At 71.7% G+C, this 19,427-nt stretch carries 18 protein-coding genes; 8 read left to right on the top strand and 10 right to left on the bottom strand.

All coding sequences use genetic code 11. From position 1 onward, the window contains the following. The first annotated feature begins 243 nt into the window (after positions 1-243). Positions 244-1,095, top strand: coding sequence for a histidine kinase (locus tag ACH4VX_RS09395; RefSeq protein ID WP_398366765.1), 852 nt, complete (start codon positions 244-246; stop codon positions 1,093-1,095). Here ACH4VX_RS09395 and ACH4VX_RS09390 read toward each other — a convergent pair. The 4 genes from ACH4VX_RS09390 to ACH4VX_RS09375 are packed head-to-tail and all read right to left on the bottom strand — an operon-like array spanning position 1,061 to position 4,806. Next, positions 1,061-2,461, bottom strand: coding sequence for an FAD-dependent oxidoreductase (locus ACH4VX_RS09390; RefSeq protein ID WP_398366764.1), 1,401 nt, complete (start codon positions 2,459-2,461; stop codon positions 1,061-1,063). The two genes, ACH4VX_RS09395 and ACH4VX_RS09390, sit on opposite strands and share 35 nt — an antisense overlap. After that, positions 2,454-3,644 (bottom strand): MAB_1171c family putative transporter, encoded by a 1,191-nt coding sequence (locus ACH4VX_RS09385; RefSeq protein WP_398366763.1) that lies wholly within the window; start codon positions 3,642-3,644, stop codon positions 2,454-2,456. Before ACH4VX_RS09385 ends, ACH4VX_RS09390 begins: the two co-directional genes overlap by 8 nt. Further along, positions 3,641-4,252 (bottom strand): toxin, encoded by a 612-nt coding sequence (locus ACH4VX_RS09380; protein WP_398366762.1) that lies wholly within the window; start codon positions 4,250-4,252, stop codon positions 3,641-3,643. The genes ACH4VX_RS09385 and ACH4VX_RS09380 overlap by 4 nt, the downstream gene beginning before the upstream one ends. After that, positions 4,249-4,806, bottom strand: coding sequence for a hypothetical protein (locus ACH4VX_RS09375; RefSeq protein WP_398366761.1), 558 nt, complete (start codon positions 4,804-4,806; stop codon positions 4,249-4,251). The genes ACH4VX_RS09380 and ACH4VX_RS09375 overlap by 4 nt, the downstream gene beginning before the upstream one ends. Before the next feature lie 536 nt (positions 4,807-5,342). Here ACH4VX_RS09375 and ACH4VX_RS09370 point away from each other — a divergent pair. The 3 genes from ACH4VX_RS09370 to ACH4VX_RS09360 all read left to right on the top strand — a co-directional run bounded on the left by ACH4VX_RS09370 (position 5,343) and on the right by ACH4VX_RS09360 (position 7,549). Then, entirely contained in the window at positions 5,343-5,633 is a 291-nt protein-coding gene (locus tag ACH4VX_RS09370) for a hypothetical protein (RefSeq protein WP_398366760.1), read from the top strand. A 568-nt stretch (positions 5,634-6,201) separates the two neighbouring features. Continuing rightward, positions 6,202-7,065 (top strand): nuclease, encoded by an 864-nt coding sequence (locus ACH4VX_RS09365; RefSeq protein ID WP_398366759.1) that lies wholly within the window; start codon positions 6,202-6,204, stop codon positions 7,063-7,065. 319 nt (positions 7,066-7,384) lie between these two features. Beyond that, a complete protein-coding gene (locus ACH4VX_RS09360) occupies positions 7,385-7,549 on the top strand; it encodes a hypothetical protein (RefSeq protein ID WP_398366758.1) in 165 nt (54 codons plus the stop codon). Between the two features lie 339 nt (positions 7,550-7,888). Here the strand turns inward: ACH4VX_RS09360 and ACH4VX_RS09355 are convergent, their stop codons facing one another. Next, a complete protein-coding gene (locus tag ACH4VX_RS09355) occupies positions 7,889-9,994 on the bottom strand; it encodes a BTAD domain-containing putative transcriptional regulator (RefSeq protein ID WP_398366757.1) in 2,106 nt (701 codons plus the stop codon). Positions 9,995-10,148: 154 nt separating this feature from the next. Between ACH4VX_RS09355 and ACH4VX_RS09350 the strand changes: the two genes are divergently transcribed. Next, positions 10,149-11,030, top strand: a complete 882-nt coding sequence (locus ACH4VX_RS09350; RefSeq protein ID WP_398366756.1) for an alpha/beta hydrolase — start codon at positions 10,149-10,151, stop codon at positions 11,028-11,030. A gap of 288 nt (positions 11,031-11,318) precedes the next feature. Here the strand turns inward: ACH4VX_RS09350 and ACH4VX_RS09345 are convergent, their stop codons facing one another. Together ACH4VX_RS09345 and ACH4VX_RS09340 are read right to left on the bottom strand one after the other, a co-directional pair. After that, a complete protein-coding gene (locus tag ACH4VX_RS09345) occupies positions 11,319-12,329 on the bottom strand; it encodes a peptidoglycan-binding protein (RefSeq protein ID WP_398366755.1) in 1,011 nt (336 codons plus the stop codon). Between the two features lie 593 nt (positions 12,330-12,922). Then, complete coding sequence (locus tag ACH4VX_RS09340; protein ID WP_398366754.1) at positions 12,923-14,167, bottom strand: MFS transporter; 1,245 nt, start codon at positions 14,165-14,167, stop codon at positions 12,923-12,925. A gap of 133 nt (positions 14,168-14,300) precedes the next feature. On the opposite strand from ACH4VX_RS09340, the gene ACH4VX_RS09335 reads away from it, so the two are divergent. Together ACH4VX_RS09335 and ACH4VX_RS09330 are read left to right on the top strand one after the other, a co-directional pair. Further along, the gene (locus ACH4VX_RS09335; protein WP_398366753.1) at positions 14,301-15,236 is read left to right on the top strand and encodes a LysR family transcriptional regulator; all 936 of its coding nucleotides are present in this window, start codon (positions 14,301-14,303) and stop codon (positions 15,234-15,236) included. A 394-nt stretch (positions 15,237-15,630) separates the two neighbouring features. After that, a complete protein-coding gene (locus ACH4VX_RS09330; RefSeq protein WP_398366752.1) occupies positions 15,631-16,281 on the top strand; it encodes a CatB-related O-acetyltransferase in 651 nt (216 codons plus the stop codon). A gap of 169 nt (positions 16,282-16,450) precedes the next feature. On the opposite strand, the gene ACH4VX_RS09325 is transcribed toward ACH4VX_RS09330, so the two are convergent. Beyond that, positions 16,451-16,738, bottom strand: a complete 288-nt coding sequence (locus ACH4VX_RS09325) for a hypothetical protein (RefSeq protein ID WP_398366751.1) — start codon at positions 16,736-16,738, stop codon at positions 16,451-16,453. 243 nt (positions 16,739-16,981) lie between these two features. Between ACH4VX_RS09325 and ACH4VX_RS09320 the strand changes: the two genes are divergently transcribed. Further along, positions 16,982-17,515, top strand: coding sequence for a hypothetical protein (locus ACH4VX_RS09320; protein WP_398366750.1), 534 nt, complete (start codon positions 16,982-16,984; stop codon positions 17,513-17,515). Positions 17,516-17,660: 145 nt separating this feature from the next. Here the strand turns inward: ACH4VX_RS09320 and ACH4VX_RS09315 are convergent, their stop codons facing one another. Continuing rightward, complete coding sequence (locus tag ACH4VX_RS09315) at positions 17,661-18,713, bottom strand: hypothetical protein (RefSeq protein ID WP_398366749.1); 1,053 nt, start codon at positions 18,711-18,713, stop codon at positions 17,661-17,663. Positions 18,714-18,780: 67 nt separating this feature from the next. Next, positions 18,781-19,422 carry a hypothetical protein gene (locus tag ACH4VX_RS09310; RefSeq protein ID WP_398366748.1) on the bottom strand — a complete coding sequence of 214 codons (642 nt, stop codon included), beginning with the start codon at positions 19,420-19,422 and terminating at the stop codon, positions 18,781-18,783. Positions 19,423-19,427: the final 5 nt, after the last annotated feature.

Below are 19,427 nucleotides of genomic sequence, written 5' to 3'. Positions count from 1 at the left end.
GGACATGGTGGATCCCCCCTGCTTGCGAGTGGAGCGTCGAGGTGCGGGAAAGTGCGGAGGAACCGGTGGTCGGCTGCTTTCCCGATGTGATCGAGTCTGTGGCCGGGGTATGGCGCGATCCTCACACCACGGAAGGATTACGGTGTCGAACCACGGGTGCAGCACCTGCCCCCGGGGTGGAGAACGGGGTCCGCCTGCAGCCCGAGGACAGCCGCTCATCTGCGGTCATAATCTTGATCTCTTATGAAGAACACCGACGACCGGCTCCTGCCCCTCGTGCTGCTCGGCGCCCAGGCCACGGTGTGGCCGGGAGCGGACGTGATCCGCGGGACCGTTCCGGCAGGGTCCGCCCTTTTCGTGGCGGCCCTGGTCGCCGGCCTGGTGACGGCCGCGCTTTCCCTGCGCCGTTCGAAACCGGTGGTCACCCTCGTCCTGGTCGCCGCAGCGTGCGCGCTGGGGGCCGGTCCCCTGCCCGCCGGCGCCATGGCGGTGCTGGGGACAGCGGGCGTGGCCGTGGCCCTGTTCACCGTGGCCGGCGAACGCGACACCTTCACCGCCCTGTTGTGCGTGATGGCGCTCGTCTCCTGGCAGTTCCTGCAGAACCTCAGCCTGCACGGGCTCAGTGACCGCAACGGACTCGACCTCGTCCTGACGGCCGTGCTGTACGCCGCCGCGTCCGCCACCGGAATGCTGGTACGGCGGAGTCGGCACACACGGCTGGCCGCCGAACAGCGGCTGAAGCGGGCCGAGATCGAACGTCACCGGCTGCCGACGGTCGAACTGCAGCGGATGGGACGGGAGTTGCACGACGTCAGCGCCCGCCGTCTGACGGCCGTGGTCGTCACGGCGGGTGCGGCACTCGGGCTGCGCGACCGTCGCCCCGAACTGGCCGGCGAGGCCCTTCGGTTCGCTGCCGAGACGGGCCGTGAGGTCACCCGGGCGCTCGGTGCGGTGAGGGCGCCGGCGCCCTCACCGGACTCGCCCCGCTCTTCGCCGTCTCACCCACGACCGTGCACCGGGTCATCCAGCGGACGGGCGGCGCTGGTGAACCGCGGCCCGGCTACGGCAGAGCGGCCTTTCGCTCCGCCTCGGTGAGGGGTGCACCTTGCAGGTGCGGCTTTCTGGGACCGATGAGCATGGGGAGGAGCATGTCGGGCGAGAACAAGCGGGTCGCGGGTTTCTCCAGGCTCATGACGTCCAGCAGCGCCGCCATGGCGCGTGGATTGCGTGCGCCGGTCTCGACCGCTTTGTCGACGAAGCGGGCAAGGACACGCTCGACGCTGTTGGGCGGGATCTCGGCGGCTCCCGGATACAGGGCGTCCTGGCCGACGGCCAGGTCCCAGGCGGCGGCTACCGGTCGGGCGGCGGCGCGTTGCAGACGACGCGAGAGGCCTGGCTGTCCTGGCCCGGTTGTGCGCAGCACGTCCCGGACGGCAAGAGCGCACTGGGCGGCGACGGTGAGGCCGTGGCCGTAGACGGGGTTGTAGCCGGCCACGGCGTCACCGAGGACGACGAAGCCGTCCGGCCAGCGTTCGGCCTGCTCGTAATAGCGACGGCGGTTGGCCGTGGCCCGGGTGGTGGTGACGTCCCCGAGGGGCCGGGCGTCCTTGATGAGTTCGCCGATGACGGGGTCGTCCAGGCCGAGTGCGAAATCGACGAAGCCGTCGGGATCGTCGGTGGGTTCACCGCCGCGGGTGCCGGACAGCGTGACGATCCAGCGGTTTCCCTCGACGGGCAGGATGATGCCGCCCCGACCTGGCGCCTTGGCCGGGTTGGCCTGCACGTTGACCAGGGGAAAGTTGATCTCCCGGGTTGCCTCGGGGGCGTCGTAGACGCGGGTGGCGTAGGCGACGCCTGCGTTCACCACCCGCTCCGAAACGGCCGGCACCCCCCGTTCGGCGAGCCACTGCGGTGTGCGGGAGCCCCGCCCGGAGGCGTCGATGACGAGGTCCGCGTGGAGGATGCTTTCCTCATCGGCAGTGCGTATGCGGACGCCGGTGACGACTGTGGCGTCACCTTCCAGGTCGAGTGCGGTGGCCTCTTGGCGGAGTGTGACACGTTCGTCGGCCAGGACGCGGCTGCGCAGGACGAAATCGAGGAGGTCCCGGGTGCAGACCAGGTTGCGGTGAGGGGTGGCGGTGAAGCGGCGGAACCACACTTCGTTGGGGGCCCGGGAGACCATGTCACCCATGATGTGGACCAGGCGGCCGCCGTGGGCGACAACCGCATCGGTGAGGCCGGGGAGGAGGTCGTCGAAGGCTTTGACCCCTCCGCTCCACACCAGGTGGGCGTGGCGGGCCTGGGGAACACCCCGGCGCGGTTCCGGTCCGTCGGGGAGGCGGTCGCGTTCGACGATGGTGACGTCGGCGAAGTCCGTGAGGGCTGCCGCGGCGAACAGGCCGGTGGCGCTGGCGCCGATGACCACGGCCGTGGGACGGCGGGGGACGGGCTTTTCAGGCATGGTCGTTCGCGCTTCCTGTCGTGGCCATTCGTCGGCGGACGTCTTCGAGGACGTGGGGGTGGTGCAGGGCGGACGCGATCGCCTCGATGCGGTCGCTCACGATCGTGCCTCCCTCTGGCTCTCGGGGGTGTTCGGTGGGAGGTCCGTCCTGCTGGTAAGTGCTGATGGCGGCGCTGATCGTTATGGCTCCGGCGATACCGTCCGCGTTCGGGGTGCCGTTCCCGGCTTGCGCGGCCTCACGGGCCCGCCGGTGAAGGGCCGTGTCGAAGTAGGGGCCGAGTACGCGTAGAGCGTCGTGAACCCGCTGCTGGCGTTGCATGAGGCGCAGATCGAGAGGGGTCCATGGTCCGAAGCGTGCTGTGGCCGCCGCCGGGGTGAGGACGCGGAGCGCGCGCCACAGAGGGCCGAGCCGACGGTAGTCGCGTTGGTCTCGGATCCATTTCTGCAGGAACGGTCCGGCTTGGGGGACGATGAAACCGAGTGCGACAAGGGCGGCTTCCATCAGCGCGAAAGAGGGCGCGGCCTGGGTGCTCAGCACGTCCCAGTTCTGTCCTGACCAGCGCGCGCCTATCGCAGCGATCTTCGCCACGTCGAAGACGAGTCCTGACGCGAAGCCGAGTTGCAGGAGGACCACACCTGCCTTCAGCCAACGGTTGGCGACTTCGGGGAACCACTTCCAGAGCATGGAGACCGCCACGAGCGACGAGACCATGTGCGCGGCGATGTAAAGGAGGATGTGTTCGCGCATCCAGGGGGTGTCGGCGTAGTAGGTGTCCAAGTCGTAGATACGTGGCGTCGGGACGTCCGCCAGGACGAACGTCAGCCACAGGACGCCGATGATGCCCGCGTAGAGCCAGTAGATGCGGCGGAGTCTGCGTCGACGTCTTTCCGACGGCTCCTCCCGCCAGCGCATGATCATGGTCAGACCGGTCGCGCAGAACGCGGTGAGAAAGGAGTAGGCCCAGGGGGCGGCGATGTTCGGTATGCCCGTGAGGACGTTGAGCCGCTCGATGTTGACCGGGGTGATCACGACGAGTACGGCGGTGGCCCAGGTCAGCAGGAGGGTGGTCGCCCTGACATCGGGGTCGCGCGAGGCCCGCAGGAACGTGGGGAGCTTCAGCAGGAGGGCCAGCGCCAGGAGCACTGTGGGCAGAATGTACGGCACGTGGAAGGAAGGGCTCATGACAGGATGCGCCCGACGCGGTTGCTCAGGGACAAGTTGATGCGGCCTTCCACCGTGTCCGCGCTGACCGGGCCTTGCGCGTAGCGGCCCTTCATCCAGGTGCGGACCTCGCGGCCGAAGAGCAGCCCGAACGTCTCGGCGTCGGCCTCATGGTCGTCTGCCGACTCGGCACGGGCCGCAACGGCAAGGAGCGCGTCCCGGGGCACCTCGTGCGCCGTGAGGATCTGTTCGACGGCCCGCTCGATCACCCCCGTGACGTGTTCGGTGGGCAGCGCACGGGCGGCTGTCGGCATTCCCGCGACATGGTGACCGCAGTCACCCTGCTCCTCATGCCACAGCTCATGGCCGAGGATGACCAACTGGGCCTCGGGAACCGTACGGTCCTCCACGACGATGATGGAGTGGTCCCCGCAGTCCAGTCGCATGCCGGAGACGGGAATGTCCGGCGGAAACGCCCTGAACAGGAGGCGGATCGGCTGACCGGTCCGTGTGCTCATGGCCTTGCAGAACGCCTCCATGACCTCCTGCGGCTCGGCCGGCCGTCGAACGGCTCCTGCCGCCTGCCGGCCCAGGACGGCGAGTAAAGCCTTCATCGCCTTGGTGCTCACTGGTCGCGGCCTCCTTCCGGAGGCACAACGGACCGGAGGACCCCTTCGAGGAGACGCTCCAACTGCTCACGGGTCAGGGAGCCGTGCACGCGCAGGTCCGCGGACCTCACCCCGTAACGGTCCATCAGGGCAAGCACGGGATCGCTCTCGGGATGTTCGAGCTTGTGCAGGAGGGGGAGCAGGGCGCGGTTGAGCGCGTCCGCGGCCGAGGCGGTGAAGAACGCCTCCCCCTCCTCGACACCGAAGTACTCGACGAGCCCGTGGAGAAGTTCGACGCTGGGCACCTTCTTGCCGTCGCAGACCTGACGGGCCCAGTACCCGGACACACCCAGCCGCTGGGAGATGTCCGAAGCCAGGTCGGACATGCGCTTGCCGGTTGCCGCCATGTCGGCTCTGGCGAGCGCCGTGATCCGCGCCCGGACCCGGTCGTTGACGGAGTCGGCCGGCGGTGTACCGCCCCGGAGCAGGGTTCGGACCGTGGGTGCCGGCAGGGCCGTCCTGGCGGCCAGTTCGGCTACGTCCAGCAAGTCCGAATGGATGTCCTTCTCTTGCATGACCGCATCAAGGCGCCGCAAGGTTTCGGCGAGAGGAGGGGGTGATGTCACCGTTGCACTCCCGAGTTCGGGGGACCGACACCTCGTGTCACTCGCGGGACCATACGTGACGAACACGCCCGGCAGCAACGATCGTTGAGCACGGGCAATCGATGATTGCCCAGATCGAGCCAGAAGACGGTGCCCGCGCCCGGCTCCCGGAACACCGCCCGTGCACGGAGACACCTCATCCCTTTGAGGCGGTTCAACCGACAAGCGCCGGAAACGATCGGACGGCGGGCGCCCGGTACACCCCTCCCGGGCGGCCGGACACCGAAATCAATGATCGGTGAGTAGCCGAAAACGATAGTTGACAGTCCTTCACGCCCGTAGCGGCATCTCGAACAGCGGTGCCGCCCTTTCCGGTTTCTGCAAGCGGCCGGGGCAGGCGGCCCACCGCGACACCGTGCCGGACGAACACATGGCCAAGAGGCCCGCGGGCGGGTGCGGCGGACGGATTCGCCGGCCGAAGCACACGGAGCCCCGAGGGGGAACTGTTGGACACACCGCCGATCCTGCTTCCGGAGGACCTCACCCGCGCCGAGACGGACGAGTTCCTACGACTGATGACACATCTGGTCACCGTCTGCCGGTCCGTCGCCGAGGAGCACCCCGACGGGTGGCGGCCTGCTTCACCCGACAGGCCCGTCGACTTCGGCGCGTCCATGGCGCTGGTCTCCGACATCTCCCGCACGCTCCGCCAGACGCGACGCGGTATCCGCCGCATCGGCGACGGCGCCCGCTACCGGCTGCACTCCCCCGGGGCACCCGTCGGTCGGCCTCACTAGTCCGGCCACGGTGCGAGCGGCTCCCGGCTGTCGGCCCGGCGCCGGCAGCGAGCATGCCGGCCGGCCCCTACCCGGCACAGGACCTCGACATGCCGAGAGTGAACCGGTACGTCGGAAAGAGAGGGCGTGCCCGGTCACCGCACCTGGCCGAACGGGCCATGCGCCCCCTTGCGCGGCGGTGCGTCGGTCAACGCGCGCGGCGGCTCCGCCCGGCGCAGTGGCCGCGTCCGGCCGGCCGCAGGTACGGCCGAGTGCCCCAGCACTGTGGGGGGACTCCGTTGTCTGCCGCAACGGGCGAGAACCCGAAGACCGGCCGGCCACCTGAACAAACGGCACGACGGGCCGAGACGACCACCACGAGTGTGTCTCCTGAAGCCGCGGACTCCGCAGAACCAAGGTCCCGCGCACGATGCCGTGTGCGGACGGGGACAACCGCGACGACTCGGAGCACGAGGTGCGGGGGCATTCGCCCGGGCGCACCATGGGAAGAGGGGGTGACCAGTCGTACGGGTGGGCCATGGCCGTAGCGATCTGCAGACATTCACCGTTGAATCCGCAAGGAGTCGCCATGCCCATGCTGCTCATCAAGGGTTTCTACGACGTCAAGGGTTCGCAGCCGGACGGGGACACGGTTCATTTCACGGCCGAGAACCCCGCGGAGTGGGGCCTGGTCGGCGGCGGGCCGGGACGCGCCGTCGAGCACAGTGTGGTGGGGCGCGCGAAACTGCGGCTGGACGCGGTCGACGCACTCGAGACACATTACGGCGCGAACCGTGTCCACCAGCCGCTCCGGTTCGCTCACGCCGCACGCGACGAGTTGTTGAGCCGGCTGGGCTTCACCGATGTCCGGCGCCGCCCGGACGAGACCGTGACCGCCACCACCCCGGACACGGTGCCCGGGTTCGTGCTCACCCGCGGTACCGATGTCCACGGCCGCTGCATCGCCCTGGCCGGACACGGAACGGCCCCGGCGGCCAGCGGCCGGGAGATCGACGTCGACGTCACGGTGCTGAGGACGACGGTCAACCACCATCTGCTCACGACGGGCCTGGTGTACCCGACGTTCTACCGCAGCCTGTTCACCGGCCTGCGGGGGGAGATGGCCGCCGCGGCCAAGGAGGCTCGAGACGCGGGGCGGGGCCTGTGGCCCAGTGATGTCACCACGACCGGGGCGAAGATCACCGGACTGGCCTCGTTGACGGACAATGTCGTGGTTCTCCCCAAGCTGTTCCGCCGACTGGTGGACCACCTCCACCTCGGCACCATGCCGCCGGCGTGCTTCCCGGCCTTTCTGGCCGGTGTCGGGGACCGCTTCTCCATCCTGTCGACAGGCGAGCGGTGCCTGGGCCTGCACCGTGTCGTGGAGGTCACGAACGGCCGGACCGTGAGGATGACGCAGCCGCCCGAGGACCTGCTCTTCGAGGACGCCTGACACCATCACCCGTCCGGTCAGCGGCAGGTCCCCGGATTCCTCGATGCCCTCACGCCACCGTCCGGCGGGGCATCACGGGAGACGCCCCCCGGGGTCCACCGAGTCGCAGCGCGGTCGATCCGTGCTCCGCCGCCCTCCACCCACGTGTGCTGAACGTGCGTGTGGAACACCGCGAACCGTGCCCGCCTGGATAACTCCACGCCGTCTGGGCGCTGCTGCGGCGCTGTACGCCGTCTTCGTCGGCGGTTGGCACCTCGGGCGGCCCCTCCCCCATGTCGGCTGCGCCACCTCCGAAACAGCGCCCGCCTACGATGCGGCGGTGTTCGGGGAACCCGGCGACGTCTCCGACGACCTGTACCGGTCGATCGGGCAGCTCGAGCAGGTCGTCACCACCGAGTTCGTCTCCACCGACGCGATCGTGGCGTGCGAGCCGTGGACGGGCCGTCCCCGCCTTGTCGCCTGGCTGATCGGCGACTGGCGCTGAAGCCGGTGGGCGCCCCGCACACCCGTGGGGCGCTCGCCGTCCCCGGCGACGCCGCTCCCTGCCTCGACTCGAGCAGGTGACAGCGCGACATGGCGTCGTTCCCACGCAGCGCGGCGTGCAGCGGGGCCGGGTGGTACCGCTCGCTCGGGCGGTCTCGTCGCCTGGCTTGTCGGAGGACCGGCCGCTGGTGGAGCCGTTCTTGCCGGCCGGCTGAAAGGTGTCGTCGTAGGTGCAGGTCGTGCCGCCGGGGCAGGTGTTCCTGCCGCCGTTCCACCGGTGAGGTCGCCGGCCTTGTCCCAGCGGTGCCGCCAGGAGGCCTCGGTGCCCGCGGAGTTGGCCTCAAGGGCGTGGGAGAGGCCGTCCTGCGAGTTGTTGGCCGCCTGGCTGCGCGCCGTCGTCCGCCGGCCCCGTGGAGGACGGCTCTCGCCCGCCGAGGGCCGCGTCGGCGGCCCGCAGATGGTGAGCGACCGGGCCGAAGGAGACCAGGCCGCTGCCGCCGCCGGCCGACTCGCCGTCAGCGGCGGCGAGTTCGTCACGGGCGCGGCGCAGGACCTCCTGGTGTCCCACGGCGGCGGCGGTACGGGCCAGTACGCACCAGAGCGCCTCCTGGAGAAGGTCGTGGGGTGGCCGGGGAGCCGTGGTGAGTGCCTGCCGGGCTCGCTCGGTGGCACCGGAGGAGGCCAGCAGCAGGGGGACGAGCCACGGCCGGTAGGGGCCGGCGTCGAGGTCGGCGAAGTCGTCGGGGTCGGGCAGGGTGTCGTCCCGCATGACCGGGACGAGCGCGACGAGGACGGCCGCTCCCCGGGTGAGTCCGGGCATGCCGTAGCTCGCGGTCTCCGCGAGGAGCTTCGCGTACCGGGGGCGGGCCGCCGCCCATCCGTCGGTCTCGCAGGTGCGCAGGGCCCGGTACCAGGAGGTGAACACCGCGGCGAGTGGCCGTTCGTTGCGGTGTGCCAGCCGGTCGATCTCCTCGGCCTCCGCGTCCGCCGCCGCGAGGTCACCGAGACCGGCGAGGGCCTGGACGCGGACGAGGCGGCCCAGAACCTCGGGGCCGGGCAGTTGGTGGTCGACGGCCAGCCGGGTCAGTTCGGCGCCGAGAGCGTCCCGGCGGGCGGCCGATCCGCAGGTGGCGAAGGACTGCATGAAGGCGCCGTTGAGGGCGAACGCGAGCACCGCGGGGTCGCCGAGGCGGCGAGCGAGGCGGACGGCCTCCTCGGCGGCGCGTTCGGCGCGCAGCCGCCACGGTTCGGCGGCGGACGTGGCGGCCGCCCGGGGAAGCGGTGCGTCCGCGGCGGCGTCACCGCGTGACTCGACGGCGACGACCGACAGCAGCCGGGCCCGCAGCGCGGGCGGTCCGCCGGGGCCGAGCCGGGCGGCGGCGCGGGCGGCGGTCCGGACGAGTTCGCCGGCGCCTGCGGGGTCGTCGGCTCGGGTCCAGACCGCCGGGACGTCGTAGGAACCGATGATCCTCGCGGCCAGCTCCGTGTCCCCGGTCGTCTCGGCCGCGGCGACGAGCTCGCGCCGGTGCTCGCGCGCCTCCCGCAGACCGTCGGCGCCGGTCACCGCGAGGTCTCGCAGCAGGCCGGCGGTGGCGTGCAGCCGGGCCCGGGCCCGGGCGGGCACCGAGCGGTCCCACGCGGCGGCCGCGCGGTCCCAGACGCCGTCCGCCGCCCCGGCCGGCTCGGCCGCGGAGCCGGTGGTGCCGCTGAGTACGCGGGCTTCGGTGCGTGCCAGGGCGGCTCCGGTGTCCGGTCCGTATGCGCTGGTGAGGGCCTGGCGGGCATGCCGCAGGGTCTCCAAGGCCTCGCCGTGACGGCCGGACCGGTCCAGAGCGGTCGCCAGCAGCACCCACCCGTCCTCCCGCCCCGGGTGCGCGGCGACGTGGGCCCGCAGATCGACGACGGCGTTCCGGGCCGCGCCGGTGGCCAGGAGGGCGTCGGCGCGGCGCTCGACCGCGTCGAGGCGGAGCGCCTCCAGCCGGGCCTGTTCGGCGGCGGCCCACGCGGCGGCGGGGAAGTCGGCCAGGACCGGCCCGCGCCATTGGGCGAGCGCCTGGTCCCACAGGGCGACCGCCGCGTGCGGCGGCGCCCCGGCGGCCCGCGCGGCCGCGTCCTCGAACCTCCAGGCGTCCACCGCCTCGCGTCCGGCGCGCAGAACGTATCCGGGGCCGTCGGTGACCAGCAGCCGCGACGGCTGCCGGGAAGGGCGCCCGGGTTCCAGCACCCGGCGCAGCGCAGCGACGAAGGTGCGGAGCGCGCCGATCGCGCCGGCCGGGGGTCCGTCCTCCCACAGGTCGGCCACGAGCCGACCGACCGGGACCACCCGGTTGCGGGCGATCAGCAGCCGTCCGAGCACCTCCCGGTGGCGGGGCGCGCCGAGCGGCAGGGACGTGCCGCCGGAGTCCCAGGCGGCGACCGGTCCCAGCAGTCCGAACTCCACACCCACGGCACGGTCCCTTCGAGGGCGGCGCCGTCCCCGGGGGTGCCGCGTGTCCACTCATCGATCGCTGATCCGGAGCCCGCAGCCTGGGCGACGTCCCCGGACGACCCGGGCCGCCGGGCCCGGAACGTCCACTCTGCCACGAGCCACAGGAGTCGCTGTGACACACCCGGGCATCCCCGGATTCACCGAGCACCGCGTGCCGGTCGACGACGGCCTCACGCTGAACGCCGCCGTCGGCGGCAGCGGTGCTCCGGTCGTACTGCTGCACGGTTTTCCGCAGACCCACCTGATGTGGCGGCATGTCGCCGCCGATCTCGCCGCCGACCACACCGTCATCTGCCCGGACCTGCGCGGTTACGGCGCCAGCGACAAGCCCGCCGAAAGCGGCCCTGACGTCTACTCCAAGCGCACCATGGCCCGGGACGTGGTGCGTCTCGCCGCCGAGCTGGGTCACGACCGCTTCACTCTGGCCGGCCACGACCGCGGCGCCCTCGTTGCCTTCCGCGCCGCGATGGACCACCCGGGCACCGTGTCCCGGGCGCTCTTCCTCGACGTTCTGCCGACCCTCGACATGTGGCACGCCCTGCACGGCGTGTCCGGCGCGATCGGCTTCCACCTGTACCTGATGGCCCAGGCGCCGGGCCTGCCGGAACAGATGATCCAGGCGTCCGCCGACGCCTTCTTCGGCTACTTCCTCGACGCCTGGACCAACGCCCCGGACGCGATCCCCGCCGACGTCCGCGACCACTACCTCGCGGCGTCCGCGGCGTCCGTGCCCTCCATCGTCGCCGACTACCGCGCCTCGGCCGGCGTGGACGTGGACCACGACACCGCCGACCGGGAGGCGGCCAACCGGCTGGCCATGCCGGTCACCGTCCTGCAGCAGGACTGGGGTGCGGCACTCGGCTACCACGCCCAGGGGCTGTGGAGCGCCTGGGCCGGGGACCTGCGGCACCGCACGGTCTCCTGCGGCCACTTCATGGCCGAGGAGGACCCCGTGTCGGTCGCCGACGAGATCCGGGCCCTGGACGACCGCTGACGACCGCCGCCCCGTTCCCTCCCCCGGCCGGGACGGCGGGATCGGACCGGGCCGGGTGAGCGGCGCCGCGTACCACCGCCGGTCGGGGCGGGGCCGGCGCGCCGGTCACCTGACGACGGGGCCCCCGGTCCCCGCCGTCCGCCTGCCGGGACGTGGTGACGATCGCGTCGAAGAGCACCGCCTCGATCGGGAACCGTCCGGAGCGGAAGGGGTCCAAGGGATCCACTTGCTGACCGAGCGGACCGGCCCGGCCCTCCCCATCGGCGTTTCCTCCGCGAGCACCCGTGGCTAGGGACCGCCCAGGGGCAGCAGTTCGGGCCGTCCGGCCGGGCCGAACCGGCCGGCGACCAGATCGTCCATGGGCAGGCTGGTCAGCCGGGTGCGCTCGTCGGCACCGATGTCGTCCCAGCGCTGGTACATCCCGTCCGGGAAGGTGATCCAACGCCAACGGTCCTCGGTGTTCAGAATGTCCCCGGCCGGCACCTCGCGGATGAAAGCCCGGTGGTAGGGATGGATGTTGTTGGTGAACGGTGTGGGGAGCCCGGAGAAGACGAACGTACGCAGTTCCTCGTAGTGCGGCGGAATGATCGTTTTCTGCTCGTTCTCGAGCAGATCCCGGTTTCCTTCGGCGACCAGGCCTGTGGTGATTTTCCTCCAGGCCGCTCCGTAGGAGCGGGTGGGGAACCCGGGGACGAATGTCGGCAGGCCCGCCACGTAGGTGGTGTACTCGTTGAACCGGTCGTGCAGATGACCAAGCTTGACGGCCTCGCTCGGGTGGTCCAAGAAGGCCTCGTGCAGCCATGCGAGGTCGAAGAAGATGTCCCGGCCGATCCGCACCATGATGGACTGCTCGATGAAAGCGGGGTCGCTGTCCAGCCCGCCGACGACCGCGCCCCCGGCCATGCGCCCGAGACCGGCCCAGAGGAATTCCGTCGGTGCGGTCAGGGACAGGTCGCGGTAGTAGCCGTACAAGTCGACGACCCGCGCTCGATTCGCGGTCCACCCCGCCTCCGGCAGCCACTCGACGTGCTCGGCGTCGCGGGCCTTGGCGAGTGCGCGGTTGCTGTAGAACGAGTGCCTGTCCGAGTAGTGCATCCGCAGCTCGTCGAGGCTCGGCAGGGGCTCGGTGTCGAGCCGGTTCATCGTCTGCGGACCGACCTTGCCGTCGCTGGGCGAGATACCGCGGGACTGCTTGTACGCGCTGACGGCCGCGGCCGTCTCGTCGCCGAAGTCGCCGTCCGCACCGAACATCGGCAGATCGAACTCCAGGTCCAGCAGCGCCCATTGAACGCGCCGCACCGGCACCCCCTCCTCCCCCGGTCCCATGACGTGTGCGCCGGCTGCGCACGCCTCCAACACGGAGTCGCCGGAGAATCGCGGACTGCTCAGGCTCATCGCATCGAACCTCCGACGAGACCGGCCCTGGCGGCCCTGTACCTGCTGTTGATCAGCGGCAACGGCATTCGGACTCTCCTCACGGTCGTGTTCCGGTTTCATGGTTGGCGACCACCGGAACGTGCGCACCCACCATGGGCCGGACGAGTGCCGACGTCATGCAGGACCCGGTTGCCGCACCGACCGGGCCGGCGCCGTACGAGCGGCGGAGACGGCGTCCGCGTACGGGTACCCAGTGGCGCAATTCGATCAGCCGCCCGGATGACAGTCGAAGCAGGCCTTCGACCCCGACAGGCTCACGTTCGAGCAGGGGGTGAGCGGCCTTCCGCCGTATGTACCGCACAAGGGCACATCGGGCACGCGGGTCACGAGGGGCCGCGTCGAGACCATCACCGGCCGTGTGGCGGAGGTTGTCGCGTCCACCTCCGGACCGTACGCCCGGGGCCGTTCCGAGGACGGGCAGCGCGACCGGTCGTGGTGACGGCCGCGGCGGCCCGTCAGGCGCGGTTCCCCGTCGGCTTCGGCCCGGAGGGAAGGGCTCCCTCACGACGGCGGAGCAGCAGCGGGGTCACCAGCAGGAGCACGCCGGCCAGGCCGATGGCCGTACGCGGGCCGAGCAGGCTGCCCAGCACGCCCCACAGGGCCGTCAGGAGCGCGGTCGTGGCCTTGACCGTCACCGCCCAGGCGGTCAGTGTGCGGGAGACCCGGTCGGTCACGGTGCGCTGGAGGCGGTAGGTGGCGTGGACGGGGTTGAAGACCCCGCAGCAGAAGATGAGCCCGAACTCGACCCCGATCACCAGCAGCAGCCCGCCGGTGCCCGGCCCCGGGAAGGCCAGACCGATGGGCCAGATCGCGCGCAGCGATCCGGCCACGACCAGGACCCGGTGCTGCCCGAACCGGGTGACGAGCGGCCGGGCCAGCCACGATCCGAGCAGCCCGCCGATCGAGGGCGCGGCGAAGGCCAGGCCGTACTGCCACGGTGCGAACCCGAGCCGCCCGAGCATCAGGACGGCCAGCAGCGGTTGGGCGGCCATCACCAGGCCGTTGAACAGGGCGGTGTTGAGGAACAGCGGACGCAGGGCCGCATCGGAGAGGATGTACCGCCAACCGTCGAGCAGGTCCCCGGCACGCGTGCGCGCGGCCTCCCGACGCTCGAGCCGTGGCTCGTGCCCGCCCGCCGCGCGGATGCCCAGAGCCGAGAGCAGGTGACTGACCGCGTCGGCCACCACCGTCGCCACCGGACCGAGCAGCCCGATCACCGCGCCGCCCAGCGGCGGTCCGACGATCGTGATCGTCCAGGCCGTGGACTCGAACCGGGCGTTGGCGACGAGCAGGTCCTCGGCCGGCAGCAGGTTCTTCAGGTACGCGCCGGAGGCGGCGCGGAAGGTGATGTCGGACGCCGCGACGACAACCGAGACCAGAAGGAGCTGAAGGAAGGTGAGCGCGCCGAGCGCGAACGCGGCGGGGACCGTCAGCAGCGCCGCGAACCGCATCAGGTCCATCGCGATCAGCACCTGCCGCTTGCGGCGGAACTCCACCCACGGGCCGAGCGGCACAGCCGCAGCCGCGCCCACCGCAGCCCCCGCCGAGGACAGCGCGGCAACCTCGGCCGGTCCGGCGTGCAGCACCTGGACGGCGATCAGCGGGAACGCTCCGAAGGCGAGCCAGGTGCCGAGCGCGCTGGTCCCGTACGCTGCCCAGAACCACCCGAACTGCCGCCCCGGCCGGTGCCCGTTCTTCATGCACGACACCCCTCGCCCTTCACCCGCACAACCGATCCGCGATCGGAAGTATCCAAGCGAGCGCCACGGCCCGGGATCAAACAACCGTAGGACCACGAGCCACAATCATCGGTTGTGACACTAGGGTGTCGGCGTGGACCTCGACGCCGTACGGACCTTCGTCGCCGCCGCAGACGCGGGACAGTTCCAGGAGGCTGCCGCCGAGCTGGCGATCACCCAGCAGGCCGTCTCCAAGCGCATCGCCACGCTGGAACGCGACCTCGGTGTACGGCTGTTCACCCGCACCGCCCGCGGCGCCCGGCTCAGCATCGACGGACAGGCGTTCCTGCCCCACGCACGCGAACTGCTGCGCGTCGCCGAGCGCGCGGAAGCATCCGTGCGCCCCGGCCGCCGTCCGCTGCGCGTCGACGTGATCGCCTCGCGTGTCGCGCCGTCGGGCCTGATGCGCGCCTTCCACCGCGCCCACCCCGAGATCGACCTCGACGTGGTGATGCTGTTCGACGTCGAGACGGCCGTCGCCGCCCTCCGGTCCGGAACGATCGACGCGTCCTTCCGCGCCGTCGCCATGCCCGGCCGGCCCCTTCCCGAAGACATCGAGTCGGTCCGGGTGCTCGACGAGCCGCTCCAGCTCCTCACCGGCCCCGCCCATGCACTGGCGGGCGCCCGCTCGGTGACCGTCGCACAGCTCACCGGGCACCGGATCTGGATGCCCGGCATCGTCCCCGGAACGGAGTGGGCCGCCTACTACGACGACCTCGTCGCCGAGTTCGGCCTCACCATCGAAGCCACCGGCCCCAACTTCGGCTCCGACGCGCTCCTCGACACCGTCGCCGACACCCCCGCCCTGGCCACCCTCATGAGCGAGCAGACCCGCCTCGTCTGGCCCACCGGCCACGATCTGCGCCGCATCCCGGTCACCGACCCGACCCCCGTCTACCCGCACTCGCTCCTGTGGCACCGCGACAACCCGCACCCGGCACTGGCCGTGCTCCGCGCCCACCTCGCCGCCGCCTCGGCAGGCCACGACACCGCCGGGACCTGGGCACCCGGCTGGGTGACATCGCGCTGAACGCCGTCGCCCCAGCAGCGGGACATGGGACGCCGCTGCTCCCCCAGGCCGTGGAAGCCCGTCGTGAGCCGCTCCTCCACCGGTCGGCCGAGGCAGTCCGTACGCCCCTCGTCCTCGAGTTCGGACGGGCCCTGCGGGGTGACGCAGAACTCGTTGCCCTCGGGATCCGCCGTCGCCAGGAACCCGCCGTCGGCGTACTGCTCCACCCTGCGTCCGTCAGGCGCCTCGGCCTGCTGCCGCCCGGCGGCGGAAACGTACGGGCTCGCGCCCCCTTCGGGTCCCGGACAGCACCGGCGCGCCTTCGTACAGGTGGTAAACGGTTGTCCTGCGAGGGCCCGGTTCCACGATCATGGACCGGACACGTACCCACCACGGATGAGGAAGCCCTGCCCCCATGCCTGTGCCTGCCGACCCGACGATTCTTCATCCGATGCCCGAGCAGCCCCGGGTGGTACTGCTCAAACCGCTGGTGAAGTCCCCGCTGATCGAGGTCGGGGAGTACTCCTACTACGACGATCCGGACGATCCGACAGCCTTCGAGACGCGCAACGTGCTCTACCACTACGGGCCGGAGAAGCTGGTCATCGGCAAGTTCTGCGCCCTGGGCACGGGCGTGCGGTTCATCATGAACGGCGCCAACCACCGCATGGACGGCCCCTCGACCTTCCCCTTCCCCACCATGGGAGGCTCGTGGTCCGAGCACTTCGACCTCCTCACCGGCCTGCCCGGCCGAGGAGACACCGTCGTCGGGAACGACGTCTGGTTCGGCCACGGCACAACGGTGATGCCCGGCGTGCGGATCGGGCACGGCGCGATCATCGCCACAGGCGCCGTGGTCACCAGCGACGTGCCCGACTACGGCATCGTCGGCGGCAACCCGGCCCGTCTCCTCCGCACCCGTCACAACGACCACGACATCGCCAAACTGCTGGCGGTGGCCTGGTGGGACTGGCCCGCGGAACACATCACCCACCACGTGCGGACGATCATGTCAGGCAGCATCGCCGACCTGGAAGCCGCCGCCCCGAAGGCTCCGCACCCGTGACACCCGCGCCGGCCCTCGCGCGCTCACGAGCACGGGGCAGCCCTCGGCGGGCTCCTGGTTCGAGGGGTGCAAACGGGACGCGCGACGTGAGGCGGGCGCGGCGGTCGGGGTGAGCGGCCGTTTGGGCACTCCGCTCAGGGGGAGGTGGCGGCCTTGACCCCGAACCCGATCAGGACGACAGCTGTGACGCGGTCCGTGGTGCGTCGCACGGCAGGCTTCTCGAAGAAGCGCGGGCCTTGGCCGGCACCAGCACGTAGCCGCCGAGCCGGACGAGCGTCAGGGCCGTGTGGATGAGGACCAGCAGGGTCGTCCCCGGATGCGGCGAGAAGCCGGACTGCGCGAGCGTGGGCAGGAGGCCGGTGCAGAAGACCGCGGTCCTCGGGTCGAGGACGTTGCCGACCGGTCCGGTGCCCCACGGGTCGCCGGACGGGGTCGCGGAGCCGGCCGGCGGCGCCACCGGACGACCGCTCCGACTCTGCGGCAGGGCCCGGGAAGCCGAGGCAGACGGCCCCGACCGTGTAGGCCATGGCAGACGCCGCCAGGACGGCCGTCGGACCGGCCACCGTGAGCACACCCATCGCCGTGAGGAGCTGGACGAACACGGGTTCAGTCCCGTACCCGGGATCACCTCGCGGTTTTCGAGGGACAGCCTCGTGGAACGATCGAGCCGTGCCCCGTGTCCCCGGCGAAGGTGGCAGCGATGCATCACCGTGCTTACCGCTTCCGCCGGTCGGCCACCCCGCAACGGGCGGCATCTCGGCGGCCGTCGGAAACGACGCTGTTCAGCGGCGTCTACGGACTGGTCCTGGCCAGTGCGCTGGCGGCCGCGCTCGATTCTCCCGGTGAGGCGGACGACCCCGGCTCCGATGCGCTGTGGGTCCTGCTCACCGCCCTCGCCTCAGCGGCCGCCCACGGCTATGCCCATGTCGTCGCGCACAGGATGTCGGCGGACGGCAACGGTGCCCGGGGCGGGCTGCGCGCCATGCTCGCCGAGTGGCCCGTCGTCGTGGCGGCTGTCCCCACCGTCGTGCTGCTGCTGACCGCGGTGCCCTCCTGGTGGACGGAGACCCAGGCGGTGAACACCGCCCTGGTGGTCAATACCCTGCTGCTCGCCGGCTGGGGCGCGTGGACGGCCCGCCGCGCGGGCCGTGGATGGACGGCTTCGTTCCGGGCCGGGCTCGCCGACATGCTGATCGGCCTGGTGATCATCGCGGCGAACGCCCTGATCAAGTAGTGGTCACGGCTGTCGGCGCCCAGCTCCGTCGGCGCCGCCGTGTTCGCGCTCCGGCTCCCCGATGAGCCGTGTTTCCAGGCGGTAGTCGACGGTGACATCAGCATAGTCCTGGCCCGGCACGACCCTCTCGGGAAGGTGGTCACGATCACTGTGGCTCGTCGACTCCCGCTCCCCGGTGCCCGGGAAGCGGACGGCTGTCCGGGGTTCCTCCGCGAAGCGGAGGCGCTCGCTGTGGACCGTCGACCGGAACGAGATGTCCCGCACCGCATTCCCCACCGCCGTTCAGGGCGGCTCTTCCCGTTCGTCGGCGGTGCGGCGGCGGCCGGGCCGCGTGGGCAGCTTCCCGTCCTCGGCGCGCACTCGGCGCTTGCGGGTGCCGCTCCCACTCCGGGCGGTCCGGTCCCGGTGCCCGTCCCCCGGCCCGCGCGCACTCCGTGCGTCCGACCCGGTTCGGCGTACGGTGCCGCCCGTCGTGTCCGAGGCGGCACGGCCGCCGCCCTTCCGGGCGGCTTCGTCCGTCGCCGGCCTCCTCGCCTGCCGTGCCGACAGCCGCCCGGCCCGCTTCACCACCGACGTCCTCCACCGCGCGTCCGACGTCCCGGCCCACGTCCTGAACGGCCGTGCCGGCTCCTCGGCCGACGTCCTCCGCCACCGAGCCGACACCATGGCCCACGTCCCGGACGGCAGCCCCGGCGCCCCGGCCGACGTCCTGAACGGCCCGTCCGGCACCCGTACCCACCTCGCCCACGGCTTGACGGGCTCCCCCACCGACGTCCTGTACGGCGGATCCGACCCCCCGCGCCAGGTCACGCAGGATTTCCGGATGGCGATCGAGCGTGGTGAGCACCCGATTGATGATCATGGCGACATTGTCGAGACGCACCCTGAGCTGGGCCTGTGCCTCCACACCCGAAATACCCAGGTGCACGCGGCCAAGGGTGACGTCGGCACCCACACTCAGCCTCAGCAGATCCAGTACCTCGGTCTGCAGGGAGACGTGCGCTCGCAGGTCCTCGACGTCCAGGTCGATCTCGTCGACCTTCAGCACGGGAACGTCCAGGAAGACATCGGGGTCCGCGTCGGCGGCCACGGTGCCTCCACGGGTGGCGGCCACGTCCTCCGCCTCGTAGGAGCCCGGCTCCTCGTCGTACGGCTCCGGCTGGGTGTACTCCTCGAGGTCCTCGGCGTTGTCGTCCATCACCGCACCTTCCCGGTTCGCCGTTCCTTTCGTTCCATCTTGCTGCGCCATGAGGATCAACGCGCGGTCAGCGCCGCCCGGCGGACCAGGACCGCGGGGCGGACAGAGCAGTGGGGACGCGCGGCCATCCGCCGCCGGCCCAGGTGACCGATGCCGGTACGGTCTCGCGGTCGACACCGGGCGTCTCCCCGGGCCCGCCGGGTCCCACCCGGGAGCCTTGGGTCCACGGGGTTCCGGCATGCCCTGCCGGTGCGGCGGTGTCCGTCCAAGAGGCCCCGCTCGTCCCCGTGGTGGTTGCCCGGGGCCTCGCCGTGGTGCGGTTCGGCATGGTGAGCACGGCGAGGCGGCCGACGACCAGGGCGCTGCCGGCCCACCCCGGCAGGGGCAGGCGTTCGCCGACGACGCGCTCGATCAGGGCCGAGACGAGCGGGGCCGAGCCGATCGGCACCACGGTGCCGGCGGCGACCCCGGCCAGGTGCGTGGAGGAGTAGAGGCCAGAGGGCAGGCCCCGACGGACAGCAGGCCGATCAGCACCACACCCTTGTGCGCGCGACCGCGGGGCTTCCCGACGGATACGCGGAGCGGCGACCAGAGCCCGGATCAGTCCGCCCAGGCCCATGGCGACGGCCCCGATCGCGAGCGGTCCCACCGCGGGGGCGAAGGTCGCGGCGGTGCCCGTGGTGTCCCACAGCACCGACGCCACCAGCACGCACA

Source organism: Streptomyces sp. NPDC020731 (assembly GCF_044334705.1).
GTDB lineage: Bacteria > Actinomycetota > Actinomycetes > Streptomycetales > Streptomycetaceae > Streptomyces.
The sequence above is the reverse complement of the archived record's forward strand: the minus strand, read 5'-3'. Positions and strand labels throughout refer to the sequence as shown.